This window comes from Nostoc sp., from assembly GCF_036917535.1.
GTDB lineage: Bacteria > Cyanobacteriota > Cyanobacteriia > Cyanobacteriales > Nostocaceae > Nostoc.
Window position 1 is genome coordinate 32,835 of the sequence record NZ_JBALDA010000026.1, and the last position, 26,474, is coordinate 59,308.

Annotated in this window: 19 protein-coding genes and 2 pseudogenes; 7 read left to right on the plus strand and 14 right to left on the minus strand. The window is 42.0% G+C overall.

Annotation, left to right across the window (positions count from 1 at the left end; genetic code table 11):
- Positions 1–33: 33 nt before the first annotated feature.
- The 4 genes and pseudogenes from V7K56_RS08660 to V7K56_RS08675 form a co-directional block, all read right to left on the minus strand.
- On the minus strand, positions 34–2,433 hold the full coding sequence (locus tag V7K56_RS08660; protein ID WP_334909512.1) for a sucrose synthase: 2,400 nt from the start codon (positions 2,431–2,433) through the stop codon (positions 34–36).
- 519 nt (positions 2,434–2,952) lie between these two features.
- Positions 2,953–3,159, minus strand: a complete 207-nt coding sequence (locus V7K56_RS08665) for a hypothetical protein (protein WP_334909514.1) — start codon at positions 3,157–3,159, stop codon at positions 2,953–2,955.
- Positions 3,150–3,254, minus strand: a pseudogene (locus V7K56_RS08670) (hypothetical protein); the annotation flags it as partial. The pseudogene V7K56_RS08670 and the gene V7K56_RS08665, both read right to left, overlap by 10 nt.
- 415 nt (positions 3,255–3,669) lie before the next feature.
- A complete protein-coding gene (locus V7K56_RS08675) occupies positions 3,670–3,891 on the minus strand; it encodes a DUF4327 family protein (protein ID WP_104909503.1) in 222 nt (73 codons plus the stop codon).
- A gap of 620 nt (positions 3,892–4,511) precedes the next feature.
- On the opposite strand from V7K56_RS08675, the gene V7K56_RS08680 reads away from it, so the two are divergent.
- Positions 4,512–5,744, plus strand: coding sequence for a cysteine desulfurase-like protein (locus V7K56_RS08680; RefSeq protein ID WP_334909516.1), 1,233 nt, complete (start codon positions 4,512–4,514; stop codon positions 5,742–5,744).
- 116 nt (positions 5,745–5,860) lie between these two features.
- Here the strand turns inward: V7K56_RS08680 and V7K56_RS08685 are convergent, their stop codons facing one another.
- Together V7K56_RS08685 and V7K56_RS08690 are read right to left on the minus strand one after the other, a co-directional pair.
- Positions 5,861–7,117 carry a molybdopterin molybdotransferase MoeA gene (locus tag V7K56_RS08685; protein WP_334909518.1) on the minus strand — a complete coding sequence of 419 codons (1,257 nt, stop codon included), beginning with the start codon at positions 7,115–7,117 and terminating at the stop codon, positions 5,861–5,863.
- 215 nt (positions 7,118–7,332) lie between these two features.
- Entirely contained in the window at positions 7,333–7,959 is a 627-nt protein-coding gene (locus V7K56_RS08690; RefSeq protein WP_334909520.1) for a PEP-CTERM sorting domain-containing protein, read from the minus strand.
- A gap of 594 nt (positions 7,960–8,553) precedes the next feature.
- Between V7K56_RS08690 and V7K56_RS08695 the strand changes: the two genes are divergently transcribed.
- The 5 genes from V7K56_RS08695 (at position 8,554) to V7K56_RS08715 (ending at position 12,601) form a co-directional block, all read left to right on the plus strand.
- Positions 8,554–9,111 (plus strand): RDD family protein, encoded by a 558-nt coding sequence (locus tag V7K56_RS08695; RefSeq protein ID WP_334909522.1) that lies wholly within the window; start codon positions 8,554–8,556, stop codon positions 9,109–9,111.
- Positions 9,112–9,154: 43 nt separating this feature from the next.
- Positions 9,155–9,349 carry a 50S ribosomal protein L33 gene (rpmG, locus tag V7K56_RS08700; protein WP_334909524.1) on the plus strand — a complete coding sequence of 65 codons (195 nt, stop codon included), beginning with the start codon at positions 9,155–9,157 and terminating at the stop codon, positions 9,347–9,349.
- Between the two features lie 5 nt (positions 9,350–9,354).
- Positions 9,355–9,570, plus strand: a complete 216-nt coding sequence (gene rpsR, locus V7K56_RS08705; protein WP_012411240.1) for a 30S ribosomal protein S18 — start codon at positions 9,355–9,357, stop codon at positions 9,568–9,570.
- Positions 9,571–9,801: 231 nt separating this feature from the next.
- Complete coding sequence (locus V7K56_RS08710) at positions 9,802–11,862, plus strand: ribonuclease catalytic domain-containing protein (RefSeq protein WP_334909526.1); 2,061 nt, start codon at positions 9,802–9,804, stop codon at positions 11,860–11,862.
- A gap of 571 nt (positions 11,863–12,433) precedes the next feature.
- Complete coding sequence (locus V7K56_RS08715; protein ID WP_334909528.1) at positions 12,434–12,601, plus strand: hypothetical protein; 168 nt, start codon at positions 12,434–12,436, stop codon at positions 12,599–12,601.
- Positions 12,602–12,862: 261 nt separating this feature from the next.
- On the opposite strand, the gene V7K56_RS08720 is transcribed toward V7K56_RS08715, so the two are convergent.
- Positions 12,863–14,389 carry an FAD-dependent oxidoreductase gene (locus tag V7K56_RS08720; protein ID WP_334909530.1) on the minus strand — a complete coding sequence of 509 codons (1,527 nt, stop codon included), beginning with the start codon at positions 14,387–14,389 and terminating at the stop codon, positions 12,863–12,865.
- Between the two features lie 334 nt (positions 14,390–14,723).
- Here V7K56_RS08720 and V7K56_RS08725 point away from each other — a divergent pair.
- A pseudogene (locus V7K56_RS08725) lies at positions 14,724–15,634 on the plus strand (IS982 family transposase).
- A gap of 128 nt (positions 15,635–15,762) precedes the next feature.
- On the opposite strand, the gene V7K56_RS08730 reads toward V7K56_RS08725, so the two are convergent.
- The 7 genes from V7K56_RS08730 to V7K56_RS08760 all read right to left on the minus strand — a co-directional run bounded on the left by V7K56_RS08730 (position 15,763) and on the right by V7K56_RS08760 (position 26,451).
- Positions 15,763–18,678 carry an NHLP bacteriocin export ABC transporter permease/ATPase subunit gene (locus V7K56_RS08730; RefSeq protein WP_334909533.1) on the minus strand — a complete coding sequence of 972 codons (2,916 nt, stop codon included), beginning with the start codon at positions 18,676–18,678 and terminating at the stop codon, positions 15,763–15,765.
- A 2-nt stretch (positions 18,679–18,680) separates the two neighbouring features.
- Positions 18,681–20,921, minus strand: a complete 2,241-nt coding sequence (locus V7K56_RS08735; RefSeq protein WP_334909535.1) for an NHLP family bacteriocin export ABC transporter peptidase/permease/ATPase subunit — start codon at positions 20,919–20,921, stop codon at positions 18,681–18,683.
- Positions 20,908–22,353, minus strand: coding sequence for an NHLP bacteriocin system secretion protein (locus V7K56_RS08740; RefSeq protein ID WP_334909537.1), 1,446 nt, complete (start codon positions 22,351–22,353; stop codon positions 20,908–20,910). The genes V7K56_RS08735 and V7K56_RS08740 overlap by 14 nt, the downstream gene beginning before the upstream one ends.
- A 165-nt stretch (positions 22,354–22,518) precedes the next feature.
- A complete protein-coding gene (locus V7K56_RS08745; RefSeq protein WP_334909539.1) occupies positions 22,519–23,877 on the minus strand; it encodes a radical SAM family RiPP maturation amino acid epimerase in 1,359 nt (452 codons plus the stop codon).
- Between the two features lie 213 nt (positions 23,878–24,090).
- The gene (locus tag V7K56_RS08750; protein WP_334909541.1) at positions 24,091–24,393 is read right to left on the minus strand and encodes an NHLP leader peptide family RiPP precursor; all 303 of its coding nucleotides are present in this window, start codon (positions 24,391–24,393) and stop codon (positions 24,091–24,093) included.
- 255 nt (positions 24,394–24,648) lie between these two features.
- On the minus strand, positions 24,649–24,900 hold the full coding sequence (locus V7K56_RS08755; protein ID WP_334909543.1) for a hypothetical protein: 252 nt from the start codon (positions 24,898–24,900) through the stop codon (positions 24,649–24,651).
- 468 nt (positions 24,901–25,368) lie between these two features.
- The gene (locus V7K56_RS08760) at positions 25,369–26,451 is read right to left on the minus strand and encodes a cyclic nucleotide-binding domain-containing protein (protein ID WP_334909545.1); all 1,083 of its coding nucleotides are present in this window, start codon (positions 26,449–26,451) and stop codon (positions 25,369–25,371) included.
- Between the last annotated feature and the right edge of the window lie 23 nt (positions 26,452–26,474).

Below are 26,474 nucleotides of genomic sequence, written 5' to 3' on the forward strand. Positions count from 1 at the left end.
CCCACTGCCTACTCCCCACTCCCTCATCCCCCCTTATCCTTCCAAAATCTTTTCGGCTCTGGGTTTATAAATGAGATGAAATAAGGTTTCCATGTAGCGATCTCTGGCTTCGTTATTTTCGGGAGCAACAAAGTTCCAAAAACTAAACATTTTAGCAAGCAGTAGTAATTGATTGCTATGTAAATGCCAATTATATTTGTGATGAATTCGCTGACTCATCCATTCTGAAACTTCTTGCCAGTATTCAGTATGAGTATCGCATTGTTCAAGGAAGTCTAAAATTTTTGTTGCTGTTCCTTCTAAGTCTGTAGGATTGACATTAAATTGATTTTCTTTGTTCTCGATAATTTCTAAAGAACCGCCAAATTGAGTAGCAAAAGTTGGCAAGCCAGAAATCATCGCTTCCAAAATACTCCGACCAAAAGATTCAAAAAGAGCAAAATGGACATAAATTCCCTGATAATCGGCAATTACTCGGTAGGCTTCGCCGAGTTCACTACTGGGGATACGCATTCCCACCCAGCGAATCTTGCCATAAAGATGATATTGCTCAATAATGTCATGGAGTTTTTGAATTTCTTCTGCTTCTTCTGAGTTTGTAGCTTCATGTTGATGCAATTTACTACTTAAGAGGATTAGGTTACAACGCTCTTGCAACGCCTGACTTTTACCAAAACATTCAACTAAACCAGTGAAGTTTTTGATTGAATTGATGGTATAAACAGCAAAGATTGGTCGCTTATGAGGGTGATCTAACTGACCAAATATTTGAGGGTCTTCGCGACTAAAGAGTAGCTTGGAAACTTGTGTACGAAGGTCAGGATCTCGGTCTTCTTTGTGGCTATAGGGAAAGAAAATATTTTCATTTACTCCCGGTGGCACTAAGTTGAATTTAGGACTAAACAAATCAATGCCATCAACCACATGATACAACTGCGGCATTGTAAACCACTTGTACGACTCGTATTGACCTATGGTGTCGGGTGTACCAACAATTTCTTGATAGGACGATGTAATGATGAAGTCGGCTGCATTCATGCTAATTAAATCGGCAGTGAATTGTGCTGAGAAGTGATATTGATCTTCTAAATCTTGCCAATATAAATTGCTAAATAGATGTTTAGGTTTTTCCAAAGAATGAGCAATATTGCACTGAGTAACTTTCATTCGGCGAGATAAGAGAAAGGCTACTAAGTTCCCGTCACTGTAATTGCCAACAATCAGATTAGGTTTACCTTTGAATTGAGCTAGTAATTCTTTTTCCGCATCAAGCGCAAATTGTTCTAAATAAGGCCAAATTTCAAATTTAGAAATCCAATTATTGGTGATTTCTGGATTGAATTCACCAAAAGGAACGCGCAATATCCAAGCATTCTCAGTATCTTGAACTTTTTCTAAGCGGAGGTTACAAAATGTGCCTTCACAGTTAGGAATTAGTCGAGTGAGAATAATTACATGGGGCTTAATGCCTAGCTGGTCGAGTCCAGCAAGTTTGACTTGTTCGCGCAGTTCGTTTTCTAAGCTGCGAGCTTGTTCGAGGACGTAGATAACTTGACCGAGTGTTTCATCTCTTCCCAAAACATCCTCCTGTCCCACCCAGCCGTGGATGGAGATGAGGACAACGCGAAAGACGGCGGGGACGCGGGCTACAAATGTTTCTAAGATGCCAGGTTCTGGGGAGTAAATGAGTCGGTCGAGAAGTTGTAAAGTTTCGGAGACTCGCGCCGCAGTGTTACCCCAACCTGGCTCAAAGCCGAGTTCTTGGAGGTCAAAGCGGAATTTTTCATAAGGTTCATCAGGCGATCGCTCACTCAGAAATTTTAGCGCTTGTTTAATTTGTTTAGCCAACTGAATACCGGAGGGAATGCGATCGCTCAACAATAGGCGAATACCATTGTATTGCAGCCCATGTAATGCTTGAAATAACATTTCTACCCAATATTGAGGGTCAGTCAACAATTGATTGCATAGGTAACGGTTGAGAAAGGCTAAACCTTGACCAATATTTCTAGCGTCGTCAATTCTTGGAGAACTTTCATAGAAGGGGTGGAGGTCGATTTCCAGGATATGGGGTTGGTAGCGATTGACTAGACGATCTCTCACATCTAACAGCGCTTGAGGCGTCATCTGCTCGAACCTACTAAAATCGGCCGTCAGTTGCCAAACTTCTTGATTCGCAATCTTCGGTCGAATCACGAACCAAGTACTTTCTTCTTCGAGAATTATTTCATGGGTGTATTGTATTAATTTGCCAACAGAAGAAGAGTGGTAAAAATAGGCTGGCTTTTGGGATTGATGACAGTAATCGGCAAAGAAAAGCAAAATCTCATTTCTTAGGAAGTAATGCTTACCTGAAGCCCTCAAGGTATAAATCAACTGATGTAGAGCAGTTTTTTCATCACCGTTGGAGATAGCTTGAATTAGTTCATACATGATGACGAATTCCAGAAATTTAGCTAGGTAATAACCTCATTTTTTTCTATTTTTCGGTTTTATGAGGTATATTTCCTCCACGATGATAAAATACTATCAAATTTTTCGCTTCTAGCTCTGGGATGAAAGGTTGTGATAACTTCAAATCTATAGGATGAGAGAGTGGGTAAACGGACAAGAGTAAATTATAAAACAAGTTTCTTTCTCAATCAGGTATAAAATACTATTTTCGATTCAGCAGTAAAGCAAAATTGGAGCGATCGCTAGTAGAACATTACACTATAATAATTAACAATTTAAAGTTCAAAATTAATTTACAATAAATTAAATTCAGCAAGTTTTAGCAAAATTTAATCAAATGTAAGCAGATTACAAGCTGTTTACTACATTATCATCTAAAATTATGAGTTGATAACTACATAAAAATCCGATTTGGACCTTGGAAAGATCGACCCCAAATCTTCTTATAAGCAGGACTATTGTACAAAGGATAGAATGAATTTGCGCTTCCAATCTAGATCATTGGGTGGGTATTTTCGGAAAAAGTGCGAAATTTCTCTTCACTTTGGCATAGGCGGCTTCGGTAAGTTGGCGGTCATGTAGCGCGGCTTGCTGTTCGGTAATATCTCTGCCTACCTGTTGTATTTCAACAACTTCTCTTTTGTCATTAGGAATTGCGATCGCATTCCATTGAAAGTAGCGGATACCATTAACTGTTATGCACATCGCTCACAATTAGTCAAGGGATAGTCTGAAGCTCCTAAAGCTGTGATACTTTTCATCACTTGAGGCAAGTCATCTGGATGAAGAAACTGGAAAAATGACTGACCACGAAACTCATCTTGTTTCCAGCCAGAGGTTTGACAATAATTATGTCAGTTTGGCTTTCCACGATTTGGAGGACAACTCTAAAAAACTTGTGTGTATACCGTAGCTCGGTGTCAATAATTATTGTTGGGATAAAGAAGGAAGAAAAAGGGTTTGAGCATTGTTTACTTTTCTTCACACAGCTTGTTTTTATTGTGCCAACTCGCTTAACAGAGAACTATTGCCACGCTAGCGAGGGTTCTCTTATCTTTTTTAAACACCTCAGCCATCCATCAAGATTTATTGCTTACTTTAATAATCTTTTGGTTATAGCCCCCAATTAATTCGAGAGTTTTTAATGTTGGAAAATGAATTTTTAATTTTGATTGTATTAGGATGTAGCTAATAGTAGTTTAGCTTTATGCAGCGTCAATCATCTTCCCAAGATTCGTGATTCAGTAAATCGATAATTCTATCTCTGAATAGAAATTCATTCTTTTCTAACTCAAGTTCAAAGTTAACCCAGTCACGATGAGGAATATATTTACAGAGGGTATAAATTGGCTGCTGGCGATTAACAAGTCTCTTTTTAACAAGTTGAAGTGCTTCTTGCTTGATAACGTTGATGTCATATTTAACCGTAGTGTTCATAAGTCGTTCCTTTATTTTCAATCAAGGAATTAAGACTCAAAACAATAGTTGCTTTGACTCTCCCTTAAACTTATCAAAGAAAATTGGCGATAATTGTGAAGAATCAAGACATTAATAGTTGCTAAAAGTTAAATACAGGAGATTTCAACTTCTCTACGAACGCGAACAGCGTCTCAAAGACAGAGGCTACACCAATATGAGATACAGAAATATCCGACCACTTTCCCCTTTATAAGGGTTGCCACTACGTTGGTCGTCTCGACTGACTTGTTCGCTCTTAGCCTTCTTGCTATGAAAGCAAGTGGAGTGAGGTTTGGAAAGGGGTGTAACTTGTATAGTTACAAATAGTAAAATACGCTTTATTATGGGTTTAAGTATACCCTCTTTAGATAGGTTCTTGTAGAAGACATCTCCAGAAATTAAATAATATGCATTATCTAGAACCCTTGTAGAAACATAGCACTGCTACATCTTTCTACATTCTTTCTCACTAGATGTCTAGAACAAGAAGGCTGGCACAACAAGTTGAAAACATCAAAAGAGAATGTAGATGTTCTCTGGGCGACTTGTCAAAAGGTAGGCTAGGGTAAAGAACATTCTTTAGAAAACTTACTTATACTATGATCTTGAATCTTGATAAAGTTCGTCAATATTTTCCTGCTCTAGCTGGTGAATGGACTTTTTTTGATAATGCTGGTGGGTCACAAACTTTGAAAAAAGTAGTAGATAGAATTAGCGAATTTCTCCTAAGTTCTGATGTCCAGTTAGGAGCCTCTTATGCGATTTCTCAACTGGCTGGAGAACGATTGGCTCTAGCAACTAGGGGAATGGCTACTTTCATTAATGCCAATTCTTCTAAAGAAGTGGTTATGGGCCCATCTACTACAATGATGTTGAAAGTTCTCTCAATGTGTCTGGGTCAAACCTTTACACCTGGTGATGAGGTTATTGTTACTAATTGTGACCATGAGGCCAATATTGGTGCTTGGTTAGCTCTTGAAAAACAAGGAATGAAGGTTAAAGTGTGGCAAGTTCGTCCAGAGACTTTGGAACTTCATTTAGCAGATTTAGAACCATTAATGAGTCAGCGCACAAAATTGGTAGCCTTGACTCATGCTTCTAATGTTCTGGGAACCATCAACCCAATTAAAGAAATTGCTGCATTTGTACACGATCGCAACGCCATGATTTGTGTAGATGGTGTAGCTTATGCACCTCACAGATTAGTTGATGTCCAGGATTTAGATGTTGATTTCTATACTTTGAGTTTTTATAAAGTCTATGGGCCGCATCATGCCTTACTTTATGGTAAAGAAGAACATTTATTAAGATTGCCTGGTCTTAACCATTATTTTATTGACCAGACAGACATACCTTATAAATTTCAGTTAGGGAATGTGAATTTTGAATTAAGTTATGGAATGTTAGGTTTATGTGATTATTTAAGTGAATTAGCACAACTGCACTACGGGGATGAAACTGCACCTGATTTGAGAAATCAAATGGTGCAAGCGTTTGATTTAATTAGCATACATGAAGAAAAGATAAGCGATCGCCTCCTCAATTACCTCAACAGTAAGCCGAATGTGCGATTGATTGGTCAATCAAAGGCTGACCGCCAAACTCGTGTACCAACTATATCTTTTGTCGTCGATGGAATAAATAGCTCGACTATTCCGGCAAAAATTGACCAACATTATATTGCGATTCGCTATGGGGACTTTTATGCTAAACGACTGATTGAATACTTGGGGTTAGCCTCCCAAGGTGGAATAGTCCGGGTAAGTATGGTGCATTACAACACCCTTGAGGAAGTTAACAACTTGATTGAGGCTTTTGAGCAGGTATTTTAAGATTGGGCATTGGGCATTGGGCATTGGGGATTGAAAAGAGACAGGGTAGACAAGGAAGAGGGGGAAGAACGGGAAAAGATTTATTCAATAATTCCTCCTTGTCCCCCTTGTCCCTATTACCCATTACTAAGCTGCAAAACTTGCACCTCTTCTTGTGGAGAAATTAATGTTTTACCTACAGGTAGAACAGCTAAGGCGTTGGTTTGAGCTAAATTAATTAAATTCCCAGAACTGTGACTACCTCCAGCTTTGTGAAATTCGTAAACTCCATCTATTAAATGCAATTTACCCCAAAGGTAAGTTTCGCGTTTGCCATTTGATCGCAATTCATCATGCGATCGCACTTTCAAAAATACTGGTTCCCAACCTTCAGTAATTCCCGAAAGTTTCTTGATTGCTGGTAGCACAAACCGCCAATATGTCACCAACACAGCAGCAGGATTCCCTGGTAAGCCAAAATAGAGTGGGGATACGCGATTAATCGCATCTGTACTGGGGAATGTGGCGACAGTAAGGGGTTTTCCTGGACTAATTTCTACAGTCCGAATGGGGATTTTTGCTTTTAGTGACTCTAGAATTTTGTCAACATAGTCATAATCACCCACTGAGACACCACCAGAAGAGAGAACTATATCAGCGATCGCAATAGCGTGGGCAATAACTTTCTCCAGAGCAATTGGATCGTCTTTCACAATTCCTAAAATTAACGGTTCTGCGCCACTTTCCTTTACCAAAGCTGCCAGCGCATACTGATTAGAATCCACAATTTGCCCTGGTTGTAACGGTTTATCGATTGTCACCAACTCATCACCAGTGGAAAAAATTGCCACACGCGGGCGGCGATAAACACTTAATTGTGGACACTGTGCTGCTGCCAATACGGCAATTTCTGAGGCATTTAACTTAATTCCTGCTGGTAGTAGTTGTGTTCCAGCTTGATAAAAAGATGCTTTGTGTCTGACAAATTCTTGCGGTTTTGGTGCAGCTAGAATAAATACGCGGTTTTCCTCGGGGCGTGTCTTCTCTTGCATGACTACAGTATCCGCACCTGCTGGAATCACCGCACCCGTGAAAATTCGTGCGGCTTGCCCTGGTTGAATTGTAGACTTGGGCTGATACCCAGCCGGAATCTCTTCAACAATTTCTAAAACAGCTGGTTGTTCGGCGCTAGAGTGCTGTACATCTTCGTAGCGAACTGCGTAGCCATCCATTGCCGAATTATCCCAATGAGGAAAATCTAGTGGACTGTTAACAGGCACTGCCAAAATCCGATTATCTGCTGTCAAGAAATCTACAACTTCTGTATCTCGTTGATGATCCAACGGCTGCACCAAATTTAAAATAATTGCTTGTGCATCGCTGACTGATAACATAGTGATCGCCTCCAACTTTTCTTTTATCCCTGTAAAGTAACACTGAGAGGATGTTTTAAAAGTCTTCTGCTCGGTAGCAAAACGTTTTAGATTCGCCTAAATCCCCTGATAAATTGGGGGACTTTGATTCTGGTTCCCCTTTTTTTAAAGGGGGTTAGGGGAGATCAACAAGTGCCTAAAATTACAGCCAATCACTTTTCAAACATCCTCTGAGTCTACTCTTGGATAGCTTTGTCTAGATTTCTACGAGCGGTAAATCCCAAACTACACACTGCTAGTAAACCGATAATTATGCTTCCTTCGGGGACTTTGGATACCTGAACCGAATTGTTGCTTAAATCTAGTATTTGCTCTGTGCTTACTGCATCTCTCTTGCTCAAATGAAATTTTTTAGCTAGAACCTGATTGCTAAAACCTTCATCTATGAGTGCGAGATTATTATTAAGCCATGAGTCACTAGGAGACTCATCATCCTTGCCAACATCAAAGGAACCAAAGATTTTCTGGGTAGTGCTATCAAAGTTGAATCTCAAATAGCCGTAGTAAGATACACCACTAAGTATGGGAGTGAAACTATTTATGAGATTACTCAAGGGATCAAAGAAGGAAATTGACAGAGATTGCAAGTTCTTCGTAGCTCCCAAGCCTGTTTCAGAAATGACGCTGGGAGCAGTTGTTGTATCGTAGTTAAATGAACCTTTAGCTGAGTAACCTGTGTCTCCTTTCCAGTTAAAGTTGAACTCAGCAGCATGAGCTAGGTCGTTAGTGGTTATGGCGATCGCTAACGTTAAAGCAGTAGTCGTCACCATACTAATAGCTGTTCTAGTAAATAGATGTGTCATCAATGCAACCCCGGAATTAATTAGAATTAAGTTTCTACAACAATACAATACAGATATACAACCCTACTGTATATTGCATCCATTAGTGTAACGGTTAAGTAAGTCGGGGAGAATAAACCTAACTATATTAATAAACGTAAAGATACCTGAAACCCTTACAAATGACCAATGACAAATGATAAATGACGATTCTTGCTAATTAGCTTTATTTGCATCGCTCTACTTACTCTGTAAGATGCTTACTAAGTATCAGCAAAGTATCAAAACTGCCATAGGAGCTTAATCCTATTTTTGAGTTATGCAGTTGTTAGTTGCACAAATTTTTGTTGACTGGTTTTTGTTCTTTTATAGCGCAGCAACTAGCTGAGTCATCATCTTAATATTAAAAACAGGAGCGATCGCTATTTCCCAACCCCCAATACGGTTCGGTTAAGAGAGTTATTTGTTGAGGTGAGCTCTTGAGGCAGGGGGAGAAGAGGAGCAAGGGGAGAAATGAATTATTGTTTAATAACTCTCTTTCCTCCCCTGCCTCAACCAAGAAATTCCTTGACCAATCACTATTTCCCAACCCCTAAATAAAAATACTTGTTTTGTATGACAATCGAACGAGTTCCCCAAAAACACTATCCCAAGGCTGAGATTGGGCGACGAGGTATGGCACTGGGACTTGATTTCCTTGGTGTCTGGTTAATCAGTTCTCTACTGGGAGGCAGCGATATCGGGATTCAATTTGTTGAAATCTTAGTTTTTGTAATACTTTGGCTGGTTTTACGGGTGCTAGTGGTATACAACAACCAAGGGCAAAGTTTAGGGCGTTGGGCATTTGATTTAAAGGTATTGGAAGTTGAAGATGGGGAAGTAGTGGGCAGAATTCCAGATTTGCCCTCACTGCTGAAGCGAGAGGCGATTATTGGCTTGGGTGCTTTATTAGTGTCAATTGCCCTAAGTAATATTAGAGCCAATCCCACTGCTATACTGCTAGTAATTCCCCTAGCAATTGATTGCGGGACTGCCTTTTCTGATACCCAGATGCGGCAGGCTTTACACGATCGCTATTGTGGAACTTTCATTGTTTCGTCGCGTCGTGGCTACTCGCTCGATATAAAAATTAAAAGATTAGTTGAAAATATGCGGCGAAATGTGAGAAGATAGTCATTTGTGTTAATTCTCTTCAGGCTTCACTGTTTGTAAGATTATGGCTAAGAGTAAAGGTGTCCGCATAATTATCACACTAGAGTGTACTGAGTGCCGGACAAATCCAGATAAGCGTTCTGCTGGTGTTTCACGTTATACCAGTACGAAGAATCGCCGCAACACCACTAACAGGCTAGAGCTGAAAAAGTTCTGCACCCACTGCAACAAACATACCGTTCACAAGGAAATTAAGTAAAAAAGATGAGTTATTTCCGTCGTCGCCTTTCTCCGATCAAGCCAGGAGAACCAATCGATTATAAAGATGTTGATTTATTGCGTAAGTTTGTCACCGAGCGGGGAAAGATACTGCCACGTCGGATTACCGGGCTTACATCTCAGCAACAGCGAGAGTTGACATTAGCAATTAAACGTTCGCGGATTGTGGCTTTGTTGCCATTTATCAATGCCGAAGGCTAAAAAGAGGAGAGACGCATTAAAACAGAGAACAGTAAACAGTCATGAAGGCGTATGGTGAGGGGCAGATAAGCGCCACCAACGCCTACCACTAAGAAAGTGGGGGACTTAAACCCTCCCAACTACTGATAACTGATAACTGATAATCGCGTCTGTACAGGAGTTAAGAATCAAAACTCCTAACTCCTAACTTAAAACTATTGAGACTGTTCACCAAATTAGAGTGCGAGAGTTGTGGAGAAGGGGACGCTAGTTGAATTTAGGGTTCAAGGCGATCGCCGTCTGGGCATCGTAGAACGTCCAGACGGTAAAACCCGCTGGTTTGTGGTAGACGAACGTGGTCAATCCCACAGCCTCGCGCCTAGACAAATAACCTATACAGTTACCGGACAAACTTACAAGCCTTCTGAGATTGCCAGCTTTTTGGAGCAGATCAAGCCTTATTTAGACCCATCTAGTTTAGAAGTGGCTTGGGAATTACTGGTTGAAGATGGGGAAACAGTTACCCCAGACCAAATGGCGAATCTGCTATTTTCAGAATCAGCCGCACCTCCTTGTTACGCCGCCTATTGCTTGTTATCAGACGACAAACTTTATTTCAAGCAAAAAGGAGACGCTTACGAGCCGAGAACTGCTACTCAAGTAGCAGAACGCAAGCACCAACTGGAAGTAGAGGCACTAAAAGCTAAAGGACAGCAGGAATTTTTAACTCGCGTAGAGCAGGCGCTCAAAGGTGAAGCAGTAGAGTGGGGGCGCCATGATCGCCAGCGCTTAGAAGGACTAGAAAAATATGCAGCGCTAATAGCTGACACTGTGCGGACGGGGGTTAATTATGACTCCTTGGCTCGTGCTTATCCGCCCAGTGCTCCAGTATTAGAAACTATGACCATGCTGGGACGACCCACAACACCCCAAGGAGCTTTTCAACTATTGGTGGATTTGGGTTGCTGGAGTCCTTATGAAAACTTGTTCCTGCGTCGTTCTTCAATTCCAATTCAATTTCCTCATAAGGTATTAGAAGTGGCGCAACAGCGTTTGGATTTCCCGCCGATTGACTCAGATACAAACCGCCTTGATCTGACTCACCTGAAGGTTTATACCATTGATGATGAAACTACTACAGAGATCGACGATGGTCTAAGTTGGGAAGTACTACCCGATGGACAAGAACGCTTGTGGGTGCATATCGCCGATCCCACTAGATGGTTAGTACCGGAAGATGAATTAGATTTGGAAGCCAGAAAGCGCGGTAGTACAGTCTATTTACCTACGGGAATGATTCCGATGTTTCCAGAGGTATTGGCAACTGGACCAATGAGTCTGATCCAGGGAAGGGTTTGTTGCGCTCTCAGCTTCGGGATTATTCTAGGTACAACTGGGGCAGTAGAAGATTACAGCATTCATACCAGCTTGATTAAACCGACTTATCGCCTCACCTACGAAGATGTAGATGAAATGCTGCAATTACGGGTACAAGCAGAACCGGAAATTGCGGCGATCGCCACTTGGGCACAGCGGCGCAAAGCTTGGCGTTACGCCCAAGGGGCAATTAGCATCACTATGCCAGAAGCGGCGATCAAAGTTAAAGGTGAGGAAATCCACATTGATATTTTGGACGATTCCCCATCGCGGCAACTGGTAGCAGAAATGATGATTGTTGCCGGTGAAGTTGCGGCTCGTTATGGTAAAACTCATAACATACCTTTGCCCTTTCGCGGTCAACCGCAACCAGAATTACCTCCAGATGAGGAATTGCTTTTACTTCCAGCCGGATTCGTTCGCGCTTGCGCCATGCGTCGTTGTATGCCCAAGAGTGAAATGAGCATTACGCCTTTGCGTCATGCTGGTTTGGGCTTAGATACCTACACCCAAGCAACCTCTCCCATCCGCCGCTACAGTGACTTACTCACCCATTTCCAACTGAAAGCCCATTTGCGGGGTGAAGTTCTGCCATTTTCCGCAGATCAACTTAAAGAAGTGATGATGACTGTCACCAGCATCACCCAAGAGGTGACGATGGTAGAACGACAAACTAATAGATATTATGCACTAGAGTATTTACGCCGTCATCCAGAGGAAACTTGGGATGTGACAGTGTTGATGTGGCTGCGAGAAGACAGCAACTTAGCCCTAATTTTGTTAGAAGATTTGGGCTTGCAGTTGCCAATGGCCTTCAAACGTTCTGTGAACTTAGGCGAACAGATAGTGGTGAAAGTTAGCCACGCCGATCCACAAAAAGATATGATCCAGTTCCAAGAAATAATCTATCAAGAAGCTCAAACAGCGGCAAATTAACTAACTTTGCTCCAACTCCTTTCAGTTACCCTGAATGAGGTAATAATTGTGAACGTATCGTTATATAAACCTCATCTATCTTGAGAACTTCAGGGGGCGACAATCATCACAAAACTAAGCCAGCTAAAGGTTTGGGAGGCACATACCCCTTGAAAAAATGGTAGTTTTATTGAGAATGAACGGTGCTGCTATTAAGCGCTTATCTATGGGGTACAGTTTAATGGTAAAAAAGAACGGTCTCATCCATTAAACAAGACCGTCACTATAATGTTGCCCTCATTCTATCAAGAGTTCCTAGAAAAGTATCTAAAGAAATCGCAGTTAATTACACTGAAGATGTTGGTATGGTTACTACAAAACCAAAAGCAAGTAAAGTTAGAAAGACTAGCGGCAACGTTACCTTTGCCTATACAACAAAACAGTCGTAGACGGCATTTACAAAGATTTTTAACTTTGAACGCATTGAGTGTAGTACTGCTATGAATGGGCTTTTGTAGATACTGCCAAAGAGGTACATGACGCTGTAGCACCAAGTCAACAAATGGTAGGTATATCAGCGCGAGAGTTTATTGTGTCAACGCCTAATGGTAAAGCTCGCTTCTATTGGGATTTGTTAAACAGTGGGAATAATGATAAGGACATTGAAATGCTGTGCGATCGCGCTGGTAAAGGACTAGACGATCCTTTTCAGTACTGGGTAGATAGTAAAGAAGTATGCAAAAGGAAAATTGATCAATAGTTCCAAATGAAATATTAAATAAAATGGCTTTAAAGCATGTCAAATACTGCTACTTAAATTTTTTACAGCTAGCTAGCGAACAAATGTGAAGTTTAAGGCCAAGTGTTAAAGATGCTGCCTTCAGAGGTGCTGAAGCTGGATTGCAGAAACGTTGGGTAATTAGGTTGCTTATAGTCTCATGGCTGCTGTCCACACTATCAGGGTTTTTATCACTCTTAATTGGTGCAATGATCGGGGGCGAACGCACAGTTTGGCTTTCGATCAAGCTAATAATTCTGCAATGATTTGGTCAAAGTTTCGGTTGTATACTTTTTGGTAATATTCCTGCCATACTTGGTTCGATGAGAGAGAAGATTTTGTTAATGTTGCCTCTTGAATGTATTCCATAAATGGGCGACGAAGACGCTCATATTTCTCGAAAGCTGAGGCTATGGCTTGCTTATTATCCCAATTATTTTCTTTAGCAATGTTAGTAATTAATGTTGTTACTACCATTGCATCTTCAAATCCTTGATTAGCTCCTTGACCCATAAAAGGAGGCATACCATGTGCAGCATCACCGATTAATACCACTCGTCCTCCACTCCAAGCTGGTGGAATATTTTCAGAGATAGCGGCACGATGAATGTAATGTGGACGTTGTCGCATATTTTCTGGCGGAGATAATTGTACTAATTCTTTGAGTACATCGGGAAAATCTGCTTTTTCTAACTCTTGCAAAACTAAGTCGAGCAAATCACTGCCAGATTTCCCTTGTATTGAATACAAAGGTACAAGCACACGCATTACATAACCAATACTTCGTCTGTTAGATAACACCATGCTCGGACATTCATTAAAAGCACGCACCGCATTTTGCGGTGGAGCTTCGCTATCGCTTAATAATTCATAGTTTGTTACTGTTATAATTGGTGAGCCTGCAAAAAACGTCTCTTCAATATGCGCTCGCAGTTCATTTGGTATATCGGGTATTTCTCCACAATATATTGCAGTCAGCCCAGAATATTCTGGTTGGGCAAAAGCTTGGTTAGAGCTATCAGCATAAAGTATTCTACGAACTGTAGAGTTAATACCGTCTGCTGCAACAATTATTTTAGCTCGGAATGATTTTGTGATGGATGGTTGAGGGGATCTATCTGAATTTTGGGACTGTGTATCATTATTTTTTTGTCCATCTGCCCAAAATGCATAGGGGTTGGCTTCTACACTAGTATCAGAAATGCAATCGAGCCGGACGCATTCATTTTCTGGTTCGTCCACAACATCAATGCAACGGTGATTGGGTTTAACTTGGTCTTCAGGAAGTAGTTGTCTTAAGGCAGTCTGCAAATCATACCAAGAAATTGGAACTCGACCTTCACCATAATTTTTCAACCAAACATCAGAACTCAGAGAAAATGACTGCACTGTTTGTCCCTGAAAGTTTTTATAAACCCATTCTAAGGAAGCTTTTGGAAGTTTTGGCTCAATTACTTCGGTGGTTTTCTCGTCATCAAACTGCTGAGAATAAACAAAAGTAAGACGCGCTGTTTGGACTGCTTCGTAAGCATTGGGATCTACATTTTTGAGAGCTTTTAACCCGTTAGGTAAAAGCTCCACAATCTGACCAACTTGACGAAAAGCACGAGTTTGGTCTACCACAAGAATATTGTCAATACCACGGTTGCGTAAACCCACAGCAGTTGCTAAACCAATAGGTCCAGCACCAACTATGACAACATCGTAGATTTTGTTGATGGGTGTATCTGTGAACGAATGTGCTAGTGATTGACTTTGTAGGTTATTCATCAGAGGGGTACGGGAACACAAGTGCTGCGAACTCGCATGATAGGAGTAATTACACAATACCTCTCTATGAATCCCTTTTCGCCCCCTGAACTTGAGAACTGAAGTTTTGTCAGAAAAAATATTACTCTGAAGAAGTGGGTGTAGTAGAGAACAAAACGAGGATGCTTAAAGTAACGTGAGTTCGACGGCTAGAAAAAGGCCAAAAGCATACTATGTATGGATTTGCATAACTCGGTATTACAAAGGCGATCGCAAAGATTGATTGAGAATGACTAAAAAAGGCACAAAAAAACGCCGAGACTAAAAATATCTAAGAAAAATGAGAGTCTCGGCTATGTCTACCATTGTATCTCGCCTCGATATCGAACAAATCTTCTGTGACGTAGATGATTTTTGTAACCAGTGGGAGAACTTGTGGCAACAAGTACCACAGTTACCATCCACAAAGGGAGAGCGCCGCAGTTACTCAAGGATGCATTTTCATTCGTGATGACAATCGCGATTGCATTTCATGGTAGTGGTTATAAGACTTTCAAAGAGTTCTACACGTTGCACGTGCTACAAAGTTGGCGTGGAGCGTTTCCAAATTTAGTCAGTTACACAAGATTTGTGGAACTCATGCCCTGGTGCTTAATGTTATTATGTTGTTTTTTACATACACGGACAGGAGAAATTACAGGGATTAGTTTTATCGATTCTACCCCGATAGATGTGTGTCATAACTGTCGCTCTCACGCCCATAAAGTTTTTAAAGGGTTAGTGAAATGGGGGAAAAATTCAGTGGGTTGGCACTTTGGGTTTAAACTTCATTTGATTATCAACGACAAAGGAGAATTACTGGCATTCAAACTAACTCCGGCAAATGTTGATGACCGTAAACCAGTTCCAGATATGACTCGTGACTTCATCGGTAAACTTTTTGGAGATAGAGGATATATCTCACAAAAATTATTTGAAGAGTTATACGAACGAGGTTTAGAGTTAGTTACTAAATCTAAGAAGAAAATGAAAAACCGTTTGATAAAACTGATTGATAAAATTCTTTTACGCAAACGGGCGGTAATTGAGTCAGTCAATGACCATCTCAAAAATATGTGTCAAATAGAACACTCTCGTCATCGTAGTGTATTTAACTTTTTAGTCAATCTGATGGCTGGTTTGGCTGCTTACACCTATTTTCCCAAAAAACCGTCGATTGACATTTACCCAAAAGATTTGCCTGCACTACCTCCTGCCATTTTTTAGTTCTGTCGAACTCACGTTAAAGTAGAGTGCGATCGTTGGAATCAAAGTAGCTCAATATTGAGACAAGAGGTGTTAAAAGCCAATCATGCTCGTACCCGCGAACGTTTGATGGCACTGTATGAGATTGACTATGCCATTTGCCTAGCCATTAACTGGGCAAATATCCCCTCAACAGCAGTTAGTTCCTCAAAAGTTCCTTGTTGTACAATCCGACCAGCTTGGAGTACATAAATACGGTGAGCATTACGGATGGTACTAAGTCGGTGAGCGATCGCTATCCTAGTAACTTGTAACTTATCCAAGCTTTCAGTGACAATCGCCTGGGTTCTATTATCGAGGGCGCTGGTAGCTTCATCGAATAACAAAATGCGGGGTTTTAATGCTAGAGCGCGAGCAATCAGTAACCGTTGTCGTTGTCCTCCAGAGAGATTGCCACCTCCTTCACTAATCACAGTATGCATAGACATGGGCATGGCTGCAACATCGTCAGCAAACCCAGACATCCGCGCTGCTTCCCACGCTTCATCGAGGGTAATCTGAGCGCCGCTAGCAATATTATCGAAAATAGAAGCTGACATAATCCGGCCATTTTGCAGAACGACACCCAACTGTCGGCGCACTGCCTCAACGTCCAACCCAGACAAATCTTGACCATCGTAATAAATAGTACCATCTTTGGAAGCTTCAAAGCCTAGTAGCAATCTGAATATAGTCGATTTACCACTTCCAGAACCGCCTACAAGTGCAATAAACTCTCCCGGCTCCGCATGGAGGCTGACATCTTCCAGGGTTAGAGGTCCATCGTGACGATAGCGAAACGTTACACGCTCAACAGTAATTCTACCTACGAGCTTACCAGGATCGGCTTTGGTGAGATCCACTTCTGGGATAGTTTCTAAAATTGCCTGAGCGCGTTTCCACTGGGGGATGACTTGCAAAGCGCCAGTAATCGTATTGCTTACATCTGTAGCACCTTTGATAAAAGTACCAAAGGCGGTATTAAAAGCCAGAAAAGTGCCAATAGTCAGTCCGATAGTGCCTGTTGTCTGAGCCTCCTGAAGCTGTTGGATAGTAAACCAAAACAAGACACCAGAAGTTAGCATCGGCATGACTGTATTGAAAAGGGCTACACCGTCTTCAACGTTCTGGGTACTAAGTTCCAGTTTTATTTGCCGACTGTAGTTTTTACTCCAAGAAGCAAAACCACGCTCTTGGGCCCCAGCGACACGTAATTTAGAAATGCCATTGATTAGTTGTACTGTCTGCCCAAAAATATTTCCCTTGATTTCTAAGAGTGGACGAACTTTGGAAAGGAGGAGCATCCCCGATAGAGCCGTCACAGTTACAACAACAACTGCTACAGCCACAGCAACTAAAGCTAATTTCCAACTGTAATAAAACAAAAGTCCTAAGTTTAATAATGAGAACAAACCAGTAATCAGAGTAATCAAGGTTGTGCCACTTAATTGACGACGGATTGTACTAATCGATGTCACGCGGGACTGAAGATCCCCTGTGGTGTACTGGCGGAAAAAGGATACTGGCAAGTTTAGCAACCGATCCCAGACAGCAGCTTGAGTGGAGACATCGGAAATTGTTTCTACCCGCAGGAGGGCAAATCCCTGAGCTAGCCGAAACACTGCTGTTCCGAAAGCTGCAACCAGTAACCCCAACCCAACTTGTAGCAACAAAGAGCGATCGCTATCTGGAATCGCATTGTCAATTAAAATGGCAGTGGCGTGAGGCGTGAGCATTCCTAGTAGGGTAGCGGCAATGCCAGTCAAAAAAACGATTAGCAGATCCCTGCCACGATTCTTTAAGGCGAACCGAAATAAATCGCCAGCGTTGAGAACTTTATCGGGCAAAGACCGATAAAACATATAAGCAACAGGCGCTAGTGTCGAGGCAATACGGGCATCTACAACAAGACGAGTGCCATCGCTGGGGTCAAAGATTTCGTAGCCAGTGGCAGAAACAGGCAGCAGTGCCACAGGTCGATTTTCTGACTGGGTGTAAGCAACCAAAGGCCCACAGTCCTTTTCCCACCAGTTGTCCCGTAGCAGAATCCGCCGCATTCGTAACCGCGAAGCCCGAACAATTGCCTCTAATGGCTCCTGCACCCGCTTGAGGTCTTCTGAGCGAGCAGGGGGACGAATTTTTACGCCCAAAGACCTACCCACAGCACCGGCAACAACTAATAGCGGTGTACCTTCCAAGAAAAAGGTTGCTGCTTGAGTTCCCAAGGAAGATGCTAGTTCGCCTAGAGCCTTTGTTGTTACCTGACGATTGAGGCGTTCTCGCTCAGTCAGCCGTTGCAGTTCTGATTGGACTTCCTGCTGTTCTACGAAGTTAATATATTGCAGCAGTTGAGTATGAAGCTGGGACAGCCCTTTAAGCAGAATGTCTGGGTTGAGAATGGCACTTGTGGTTTGAGTAGCAAGCTGAACCTCGCCCGCAGCTTCTAACCACATTCCCTCGCCCAGGGGAAAAATTTCTGCTGAGGCATCTAAAGTCAGTTCCTCAAACCCAATCCAACGGACATTTCCTTGCTGAATTTGCACCCAAACGATCGCACCAGGTTCGGGTTGGAGAGTTTGACCCTCGCTTAGAGAAAATCGCGCTTCTCCTACAGCCCGGACTTGAATTGCTGGGGTAGCGATATGGGAAAGTGTAGCGTCGATTTGTTGGAGCCAACCTTCCACCAAAGCAACTATTCTGGTATCTCCATCGACAACTAACTCCCTAAAGTATTCTCGGTCTAGCTTCAGCAATTCTGTTTCTCCCATCGGCACTGCTAAGAGTTGGCGGTGCCGATTGATAAAGTCAGGAACCGTTGGGAAAAGTGCCTCTTGAGGATTACTAGTGAATAAATAACGGCGAGTTCCTTCGATGATGTCATTTTTCACTGTCACAGCAAACAACGCTATACAGCCGGACTGCACCAGCCAAATTGTCTCTGGGTCGTCTAGTAAGATTGGTTCATTGCCTTTAAGGCTGTATAGTTGCCCCTCAAGGTCTTTGATTCTAACTTGATTGATGACCATAATTAAGCTCCCCCTTCACTGGCGATCAACCGTGAGTACACCCCCTCTACTTGCCACAATTCCTCATGAGTACCTCGTTGCACTACCTTTCCACGTTCAAGAACAATGATTTCATCGCAGTCACGGATTGTACTTAATCGGTGTGCAACAATCAGGCACGTACACCCCCGTCGCCGCAAATTCTGGTCAATAATTTTTTCTGTCTCCGAATCTAAGGCGCTGGTAGCTTCATCCATAATCAGGATTGAGGGATTGTTCGCTAAAGCGCGGGCTATTTCTAGTCGCTGTCGTTGACCACCACTTAAATTAGCGGCTCCTTCAATCAGTTCTGCATCAAATCCGCCAGACATAGAGAAAATTACATCATCAATAACAGCGTCCTTACAGCCCCGCACTAAATTTTTGTCTGATACTGTGGTATCCCATAAAGTCAAATTGTCCCTAACAGTTCCGCCAAACATTGAAATATCCTGCTCCACCAAAGCAACGGAGTTAGTTAGTATCGATTGCGAAATCTGATTTCTAGGTTTACCATCAAAGCAAATTTCTCCTTCCCAAGCTTCATAGAGTCCACTTACTAATTTGGCTATGGTAGACTTGCCACAGCCGCTCCCCCCTACTAAGGCTACTCGCCCTCCAGGCTTGACTGAGAGGCTAAAGTTTTCAATCAGAGGCGGATCTAGGCGGCTATAACCAAATGTGATGTTTTCCAGTTCGATGTACCCCTGTAATCTGGCTAGAGATGAGGGGGATGAAGACCCTGCTCCCCTGCTCCCCTGCTCCCCTGCCCCATCAATTGGATTGTCTAACACATCATCTAAGCGAATCAAATTGCCCTCCATTTCTTGGAGGGTACTACCGAAGTTGACAAGATTGTTAATAGGCAGTATAAAGCTCTGCATTAGTCCCTGAAAGGCTATAAGCATTCCGATGCTGAGATGTCCATCCATGACTCGTAAACCACCTACAACTAACAAAGCCATTGATGAGAGTGAAGACAAAAGTGTAGGTAATACTGAGAAAGTCTGGTTTGTCACCCCCAGTTCTTGCTGAGAATTGATTGCCTTGGTGTAGTACCCTGACCACCGCGAAAAGAAATCTGATTCTAACCCTGATGCTTTGAGGGTTTCTATACTTTGGAGAGCCGCTATCGATGCACCAGCCGCTTTGCCATACTCTTGAATTAATCGCTGATTAGCATCGACGCGCTGACGGGAAATCCACTGCAAGGTTAAGACATTTACAGCAGCAAAACTAGCTACCAGTAAAGTTAGTAGCCAGTCATATTGCAGCATGACTAGAGCATAAAAAATCACCATTACTGCATCAATGACTGTAGTCGCCAATCGCCCGGAAAGCACATCAGCCACTTGGTCATTGAGACTGGCGCGATTACTAATTTCACCCGCAAACCGCTGGGCGTAAAAACCAACGGGTAGGCGGAGGATGTGCCACAGAAAGCGGCTGGACATTCCCACAGACAGCTTGACTTTGAAGCGGCGCAGATAGCGCAACCGCAGCAGTGTCAACACTGCTTGCAGAACTACTGCGATCGCCATTGCCACTAACAACGGACGTAGCCAGTGTTGCCTTCCTTGCACGAGGATTTCGTCTACAAACACCTGACTAAATACTGGTACTGCTAGCCCGACGAGTGTCAACAAAAATCCCGCTAGCAAACAGTAAATTAAGACACCAGTAGCACCCTGTAGCCGCGACCACAGCGATAAAATCAAACTGGGTTTACGACCTCCTTTAGCGAACTCCGGGCCTGGTTCCATAACCAGCACTACTCCGGTATATCCCTCATCAAATTCCTGCCGCGACACCTTTCGCGGCCCGGTGGCTGGGTCATTAAGATAGACCCAACTAGAGCTATATCCCTCTGTTACCAGGAAGTGGTTGAAGTTCCAGAACACAATATAGGGAAGGCTGAGGTCTGAAAGTTGATCCAGTTCTTTTTTAAAGCCTTTGGCTTGGAGTCCATAGCTTCTAGCGGCTTTAAGGACATTGGAAGCTTTGCTACCATCGCGGGAGACTCCGCACTCGCGACGCAGTTCTGGCAGAGGCACAATCCGACCATAGTAACCCAGAATAATTCCCAGAGCGGCGGCACCACATTCTACTGCCTCCATTTGCAAAAGCGTGGGTGTCTTTACCCGCTTGCTTTGACCTTTGAGGAGGTTTTGCACTATCTGCAAAGGATTAATCGGTGCCACTAATGAAAGATTAGTAGATACCACTGACAGACCTCAGAATAGGTAAAACAAATGTAATCGGCGATCGCTCTTCTACCTTGACTCGTACAGATGTAGTCGTTCCAGAAGAGATTTTTAGTTGCGGCCCATTAGAAGAAGACCACTTGTAGCCACTGAAAGTGGTAGAATCTGCCTGCAAGTCAGCAAATACTTGCATGACTCCCTCTTGCTTCTCACCCACCAAACCTGTCACCACTTCTGAATTACCCACCACACTGGCGGCAGCTTCCCTGGTAATTGGAAATGGCGAAACAGTGGTAATAGTACCGACAATACCGCCAAAGCGTTCCCGCTTCACAGTTTGGGGCGTAATTTGAATCGTCATACCCCGTTGAATTTTCTTGCCCTCTCCAACCGGAAAGTAGGTTATACCAACCAGCTTGCTAGATGAAGTTTCCGCGTCTATACTCCCCAAGCGAGTTCCAGCATCAATCACTTGTCCAGGACTAACAGTGATTTCTAGAACACGTCCTGAGTGTTGAGAGATAATCTGGCTGTTATTGCCTAGTTGCTGTTCGAGTTTGGCAATCTCTCGCTTGACTTCTTGAATATCGTTTTTGCGGGTAGTTACAGTTTGCAGGTCTTGTTGAGCTAAAGTAGCTGCTTTACTGTTTTGTTCTTGTAACTGAGCTTGGATGTTTTTGATTTCGTTCAGGTTTGAGAGATATTGCTGTTGTGCATCAGCTTCCTTAAGGTCTAGTTGCTTCAACTGAGATTCAGCTTCATCGATACTTGCACGAGCATCGTCGTATTGTTGTCGCGCCTCTAAGACCACATCATCAGGAATTGCTCCCTCTGTTAACAGCTTCTGGCGGTTTTCTAGTCTCTTCTTATGAGTGGGAAGCAGCCCTTGGAGTGTCTCTAAGCGTCGTTGTAGGTTTAGGCGATCGCGCCCGATTGACACTAGCCCTTTCTCCCTCAATACAGGTGTCAAATCCTGGACAATCTTTAGTCTTTGCTGAAGAGTTAGGCGTTGCTCTTGGATTGCCTTTGTATCGAGTTGCTGACGCTGCCCTTGTAATAAGCTGGCGTTGCGATCCTGCTCCACTAGTTGAGCTAGTTTAGCGCGTGCTAATTGTAATTGCTTACGCAGGTCAATTTGGTCAACCGTTGCCAGTACGTCTCCCTTCTTGACGACATCCCCAACATTCACATTCAAAGCAACTAACTGCCCTGCGCTTTTCGACTGTAGTGGCACAACTGTACGCGGATAAATCAGTACTCCTTGACCCTCCACAGTGATCGGAATGCGTCCATAGATACTCCAGACCACGGCAACAGCTACCAAGGAACCCAAAGCCGTTAAAGGTAGCCAGCTTTTAGGGCTGACCACTTGCATTAACTGGTCTAGCCTTTCAGGTGAAGATAAACGCTCTAATGACTCTTTTCGGAATAAATTTTGCTTGTGTTCGACCATTTTTTAGGATGCCTCGACAATCACTTGTGCGAAAAAATCTCCCTTTTTCTGTAGCTTAAATATTTCAAGTTTTCTAAATAGAGATTTGTACTTAGTAACTTAGAGGGTGCAACATTAGCTATCAATACACAATTTTTAAGAGAAGACTGACAATTTTTCTTATCCTTAAGCTTTGGGTTTCGGCTCATCGTCTAAAACCCCCTTCTCTAACATGAGGTTAAAATTGTGAAATGTATAAGCAGGCAAAATACTACGGGTGTCAAACATAGAAGCAATCTCTTTAGCAGTTTTACTACCCTTGTGTATGATTTCACCTAACTCATTGAGATAGGAATCGTAACGAAATCTAAATTTTTTTAAATTAGTTGACAGTTGGAAACCATCAGGAAGGCTTTCATACTTTAGATCGCTACGGAAACTTATTAGCTCATTTGGTCGAACTGTAAGAGGCATATTGTCTCTTATCATCCTCTCAAGGAGAATCTTTAGCTGATTGGCATCAGAAAAAGTTCCTTCGTCATAAACTATGTAGCCCAGTGGCCAACGATCATTTGCATTGCAAGGACTGATAAGTTTGACACTACGCTCAACCATATTGAATAAAAATCCTGTTACACAAGCAATTGTCCCTTGATAAGGAATTTTGCTATCTTTTTCTACTTTTTTTAGGTTTCGCTTCCGTGTTCTTCCAGCTTCTGCTTTTGTAGTATTAGAACCTTCGTTTTGAAGTGCTAATTTAACAAATGCTAGTTCCTCCGCACTAAATTCTTCATGGACTTGGTTAAACATTTTTAGGGAAAGAATGGAGAAACGATCAAGTGGACATCCCTTTTCACCTGCAAGTTTCAGTAGCGATCTAGTACGAGATGGATCTTTCAAAGGTTGAGCTGTAGTTGTTTGGGGAAACATTCCCAAAACTTCATAAAAATCGCAACAGAATTTTTCGTAGTCTGGATTATCAAGGGGATCTGTTGCCCAATAGCAAAAGCCTGCGCCAGCCGCCTCTCCCAGTAGTTCTTTGATTAATTCAAGGACTTCGCGCCATAATCGGGCATTTTCTGGAGTGTAAAAGAAAATGTCACTGAGGCGAGGTGCAGCCACTCCACAGAACCAGCATCCAACAGAACATCCTTTATTGAGTTCAAAACAAACAGGAGCATGAATAATTGAATCGTGAACTGGCTTGATAAACTGACTTTCGGTGCGAGCAATTTGTCGCGATCGCCAAGCTTTAAAGTGAGAATTAGCGGGACGGTTAGCTATAGACCTGATTCGTTGTGGTCTAATTTTTTCAGCAAGTTCCCAATAACTTCTTAAAAAAGTAGAATCTGAGAATTTATCTTCGTTCTCTTTAGTAAACTCTGTATCACATAACGTTTTTATTTCTTCTGCATCTGCTTTGAGATTGTAATTAATGATAGCTCGATACGGATCTATAGATACTTGCTTTCTAAAATCTGGATCTGCATGATACCTTTCTATAAAACGCTTTGTATGGCTTAAACTTAGTAATTTTGTTTTCATTGTTGTTAAGTCCGTACTGAAATACTTTAATTTTTGGTACTAATATTTGATTTGTAGAGACGCGAAATTGCACTTCGTGCCGCTACGCTAACGCGTCTCTATCAAGGATTTTGGGCTTAACTGAACGATATTGGGCTACAGTAAACCTATCTTGTTTTAGTTTTGATGGTTACAGTTCATCTCCAAAGACATTTTAATGCTTTTGGAATACCGTTAAGTAGTACCTACTATGACTCCAGAAGTTACAAAATGCCATTTTCCTCCTGCTACAGCCTCCAAGGCTTCATCAGATAACTCTTCAGAAACTTGTGGACTTCTAGGAAGTGCTAAATAGATAGTATCTGCTGTTTCCTCCACCACTCGAATTGTGAGATTGTCGGGTAGTTCTTGACCCAACTCTCTGGCATATACTGCCTTGGAATTGCTGATTAGTTCACGTTTGAATGCTTCATCTTTCCAAGCTTTGGCAATCAGTTCAGATTCAAATTCTCTACGTCCTTTCTTTTGTTCAGTCATGTCACTATTTCCTTTGATTTAAATTACTACATGTAACGCTGATCGAGGATTTATAAGGTGTAATTACAAGAACTTGTATTCTTGTAAAGTTAGAGTACGCTTAAAAATCTCAATTCAGGTTCTTGATATCGGTTTATCGATTGCAAAAGTTGACAGCAATACAAAATATTTCGGTTGAACTAATGATTGCCGCCAAAGCAAGTGAAGTCCAAGACTTTAGTCAGTCAAAGAGGTATGACTTTCTAAAGCGTGCTATCACTTACGCGTTATTGCACTGCCCACGCTGTCTATGACACCTCCGACAACATTACCGCCAAGGTAGTTCAAGTTTGACTCCCCACTGTTTTCGCCACGAAGTCCGTCTGCCAAGCCTTGCCCTGCATCCCTAACACCCTCTTTAATATCGTCCCAAACTCCTCCTCCAGAAACTGCTTCTAGTTCTTCAGTATTTAGCTCATCTGAAGCTTGCTGTTCGGCTGGTGAGTTCTTTTCTTCCATGTTTTCCATTTTTACTTTTCCTTGTATTCAACAAAGTACAGGTCTAATGAATTTTTTAGAATATTTATTTTCTATTTTTCATTAATTCCTGAACTATTTATAAAGTTTAAAATAGCAAAACTTACAAAATCAATCTATTTTTTTTTGATATCACTAACAATTTTTTAGATATAAATTTTCTGTGCCAAATTCTAATTAATTTAAACGCAAACGTACGCGAAGGTTAGCGTAAAGGTACGCAGAGATTTCCTAATATATAATTCGCTGTGTTTCAAAATAATTAGCGCATCTTCATAGAGAATTAGTATTACCTTTAAAACTCTTAAGGATTATAGCTTGCTTACACAATGCATAATTTTTAGAAAAAACTAACGATTTTTTACTAAATAATATCGATAGCTCTGATTGCAGTCTTTGCAAATATAAAAATAGATGTTAAGTAAAAACCTAACACCTTAAACTCTATTGCCAATAAAATTAAATTTCTCTCAAACGACTCAACATCCAATCAAATCTTGTTCCAGCCAGTGCCATATTATCTAAAATATTAGAATCCAGTTCATCCTCATATTCAACATTTTCATCGAGTGGCTGACCTTTGCTATAAACGCGTCTGCCATAACCAAGCCGACTGAACATTTCCTGTAGGCGATTAGCAAGCAGGGTAGCAATCAGCCGATAAAATCGAGACGCAAAACCTATATCCTGCTGTAGTTTTGCTGCTAATTGTTGTCGAGGAATTGACAACACAAGTGAGTCTTTAGTAGTTTTGACAGTTGCAAAAGGCAAACGGGTATCAATGAAAGCTGTTTCTCCCAAAATTTCACCTTTTGATAATCTCGCTATTTCTCTGCTTCTGGTTTCTTCACCCTCTAAAGCTGCAAAAGCACGAGTTAAGGGATTGCGTTCATCCTCATAAACAGAAACTGTCATTGTTCCATCTAGGAGAATATACAGCGCATCCACAGGCCCTCCTTCACGGATGAGTACTGTGTTAGGGGCAATTTTTTGGCTAATACCTGTAGCCATCAGCCAATCGATGTCACTATCATGCAATTGTTCTAAAACAAACAGCATATCTCTGAGCGTATTGCTCTTAACAAGTTTGCTATGGCCAAGTTGAGAGATTCTATTTGCAAGTAGAATAGCGATCGCTCGATAAAAACGGCAAGCAAAACCAACATCCTGCTGCAATTTTGCCCTCAATTGCTGTTGAGAAATAGATATTACCACCGACTTTTGGGCAGCTTCAACAGTAGTGACAGCTGGGCGAACATTAAGAAATGGGATTTCTCCTACTATCTCACCGCTTGATAACCTACCAATCTCTCGTCCTAATGTTTCGCTATCCTCCATAGCTGCAAAAGCTTGATCTAGAGGATTGTTTGTAGCTTGTGACACAGAGACTGTGAATGTTCCATCTAGTATGATGTGTAGGGTATCAAGGGCTTTTCCTTGCTGCACGAGGATAGTGCCAGCAGGTATCTCCTTTTGACGACCCGTAGCAATCATCCAGCTGATGTCACTATTACTCAATTCTTTAAGTAGAACTTCTGTCATAAGATTAGGGACTGGGGATTAGG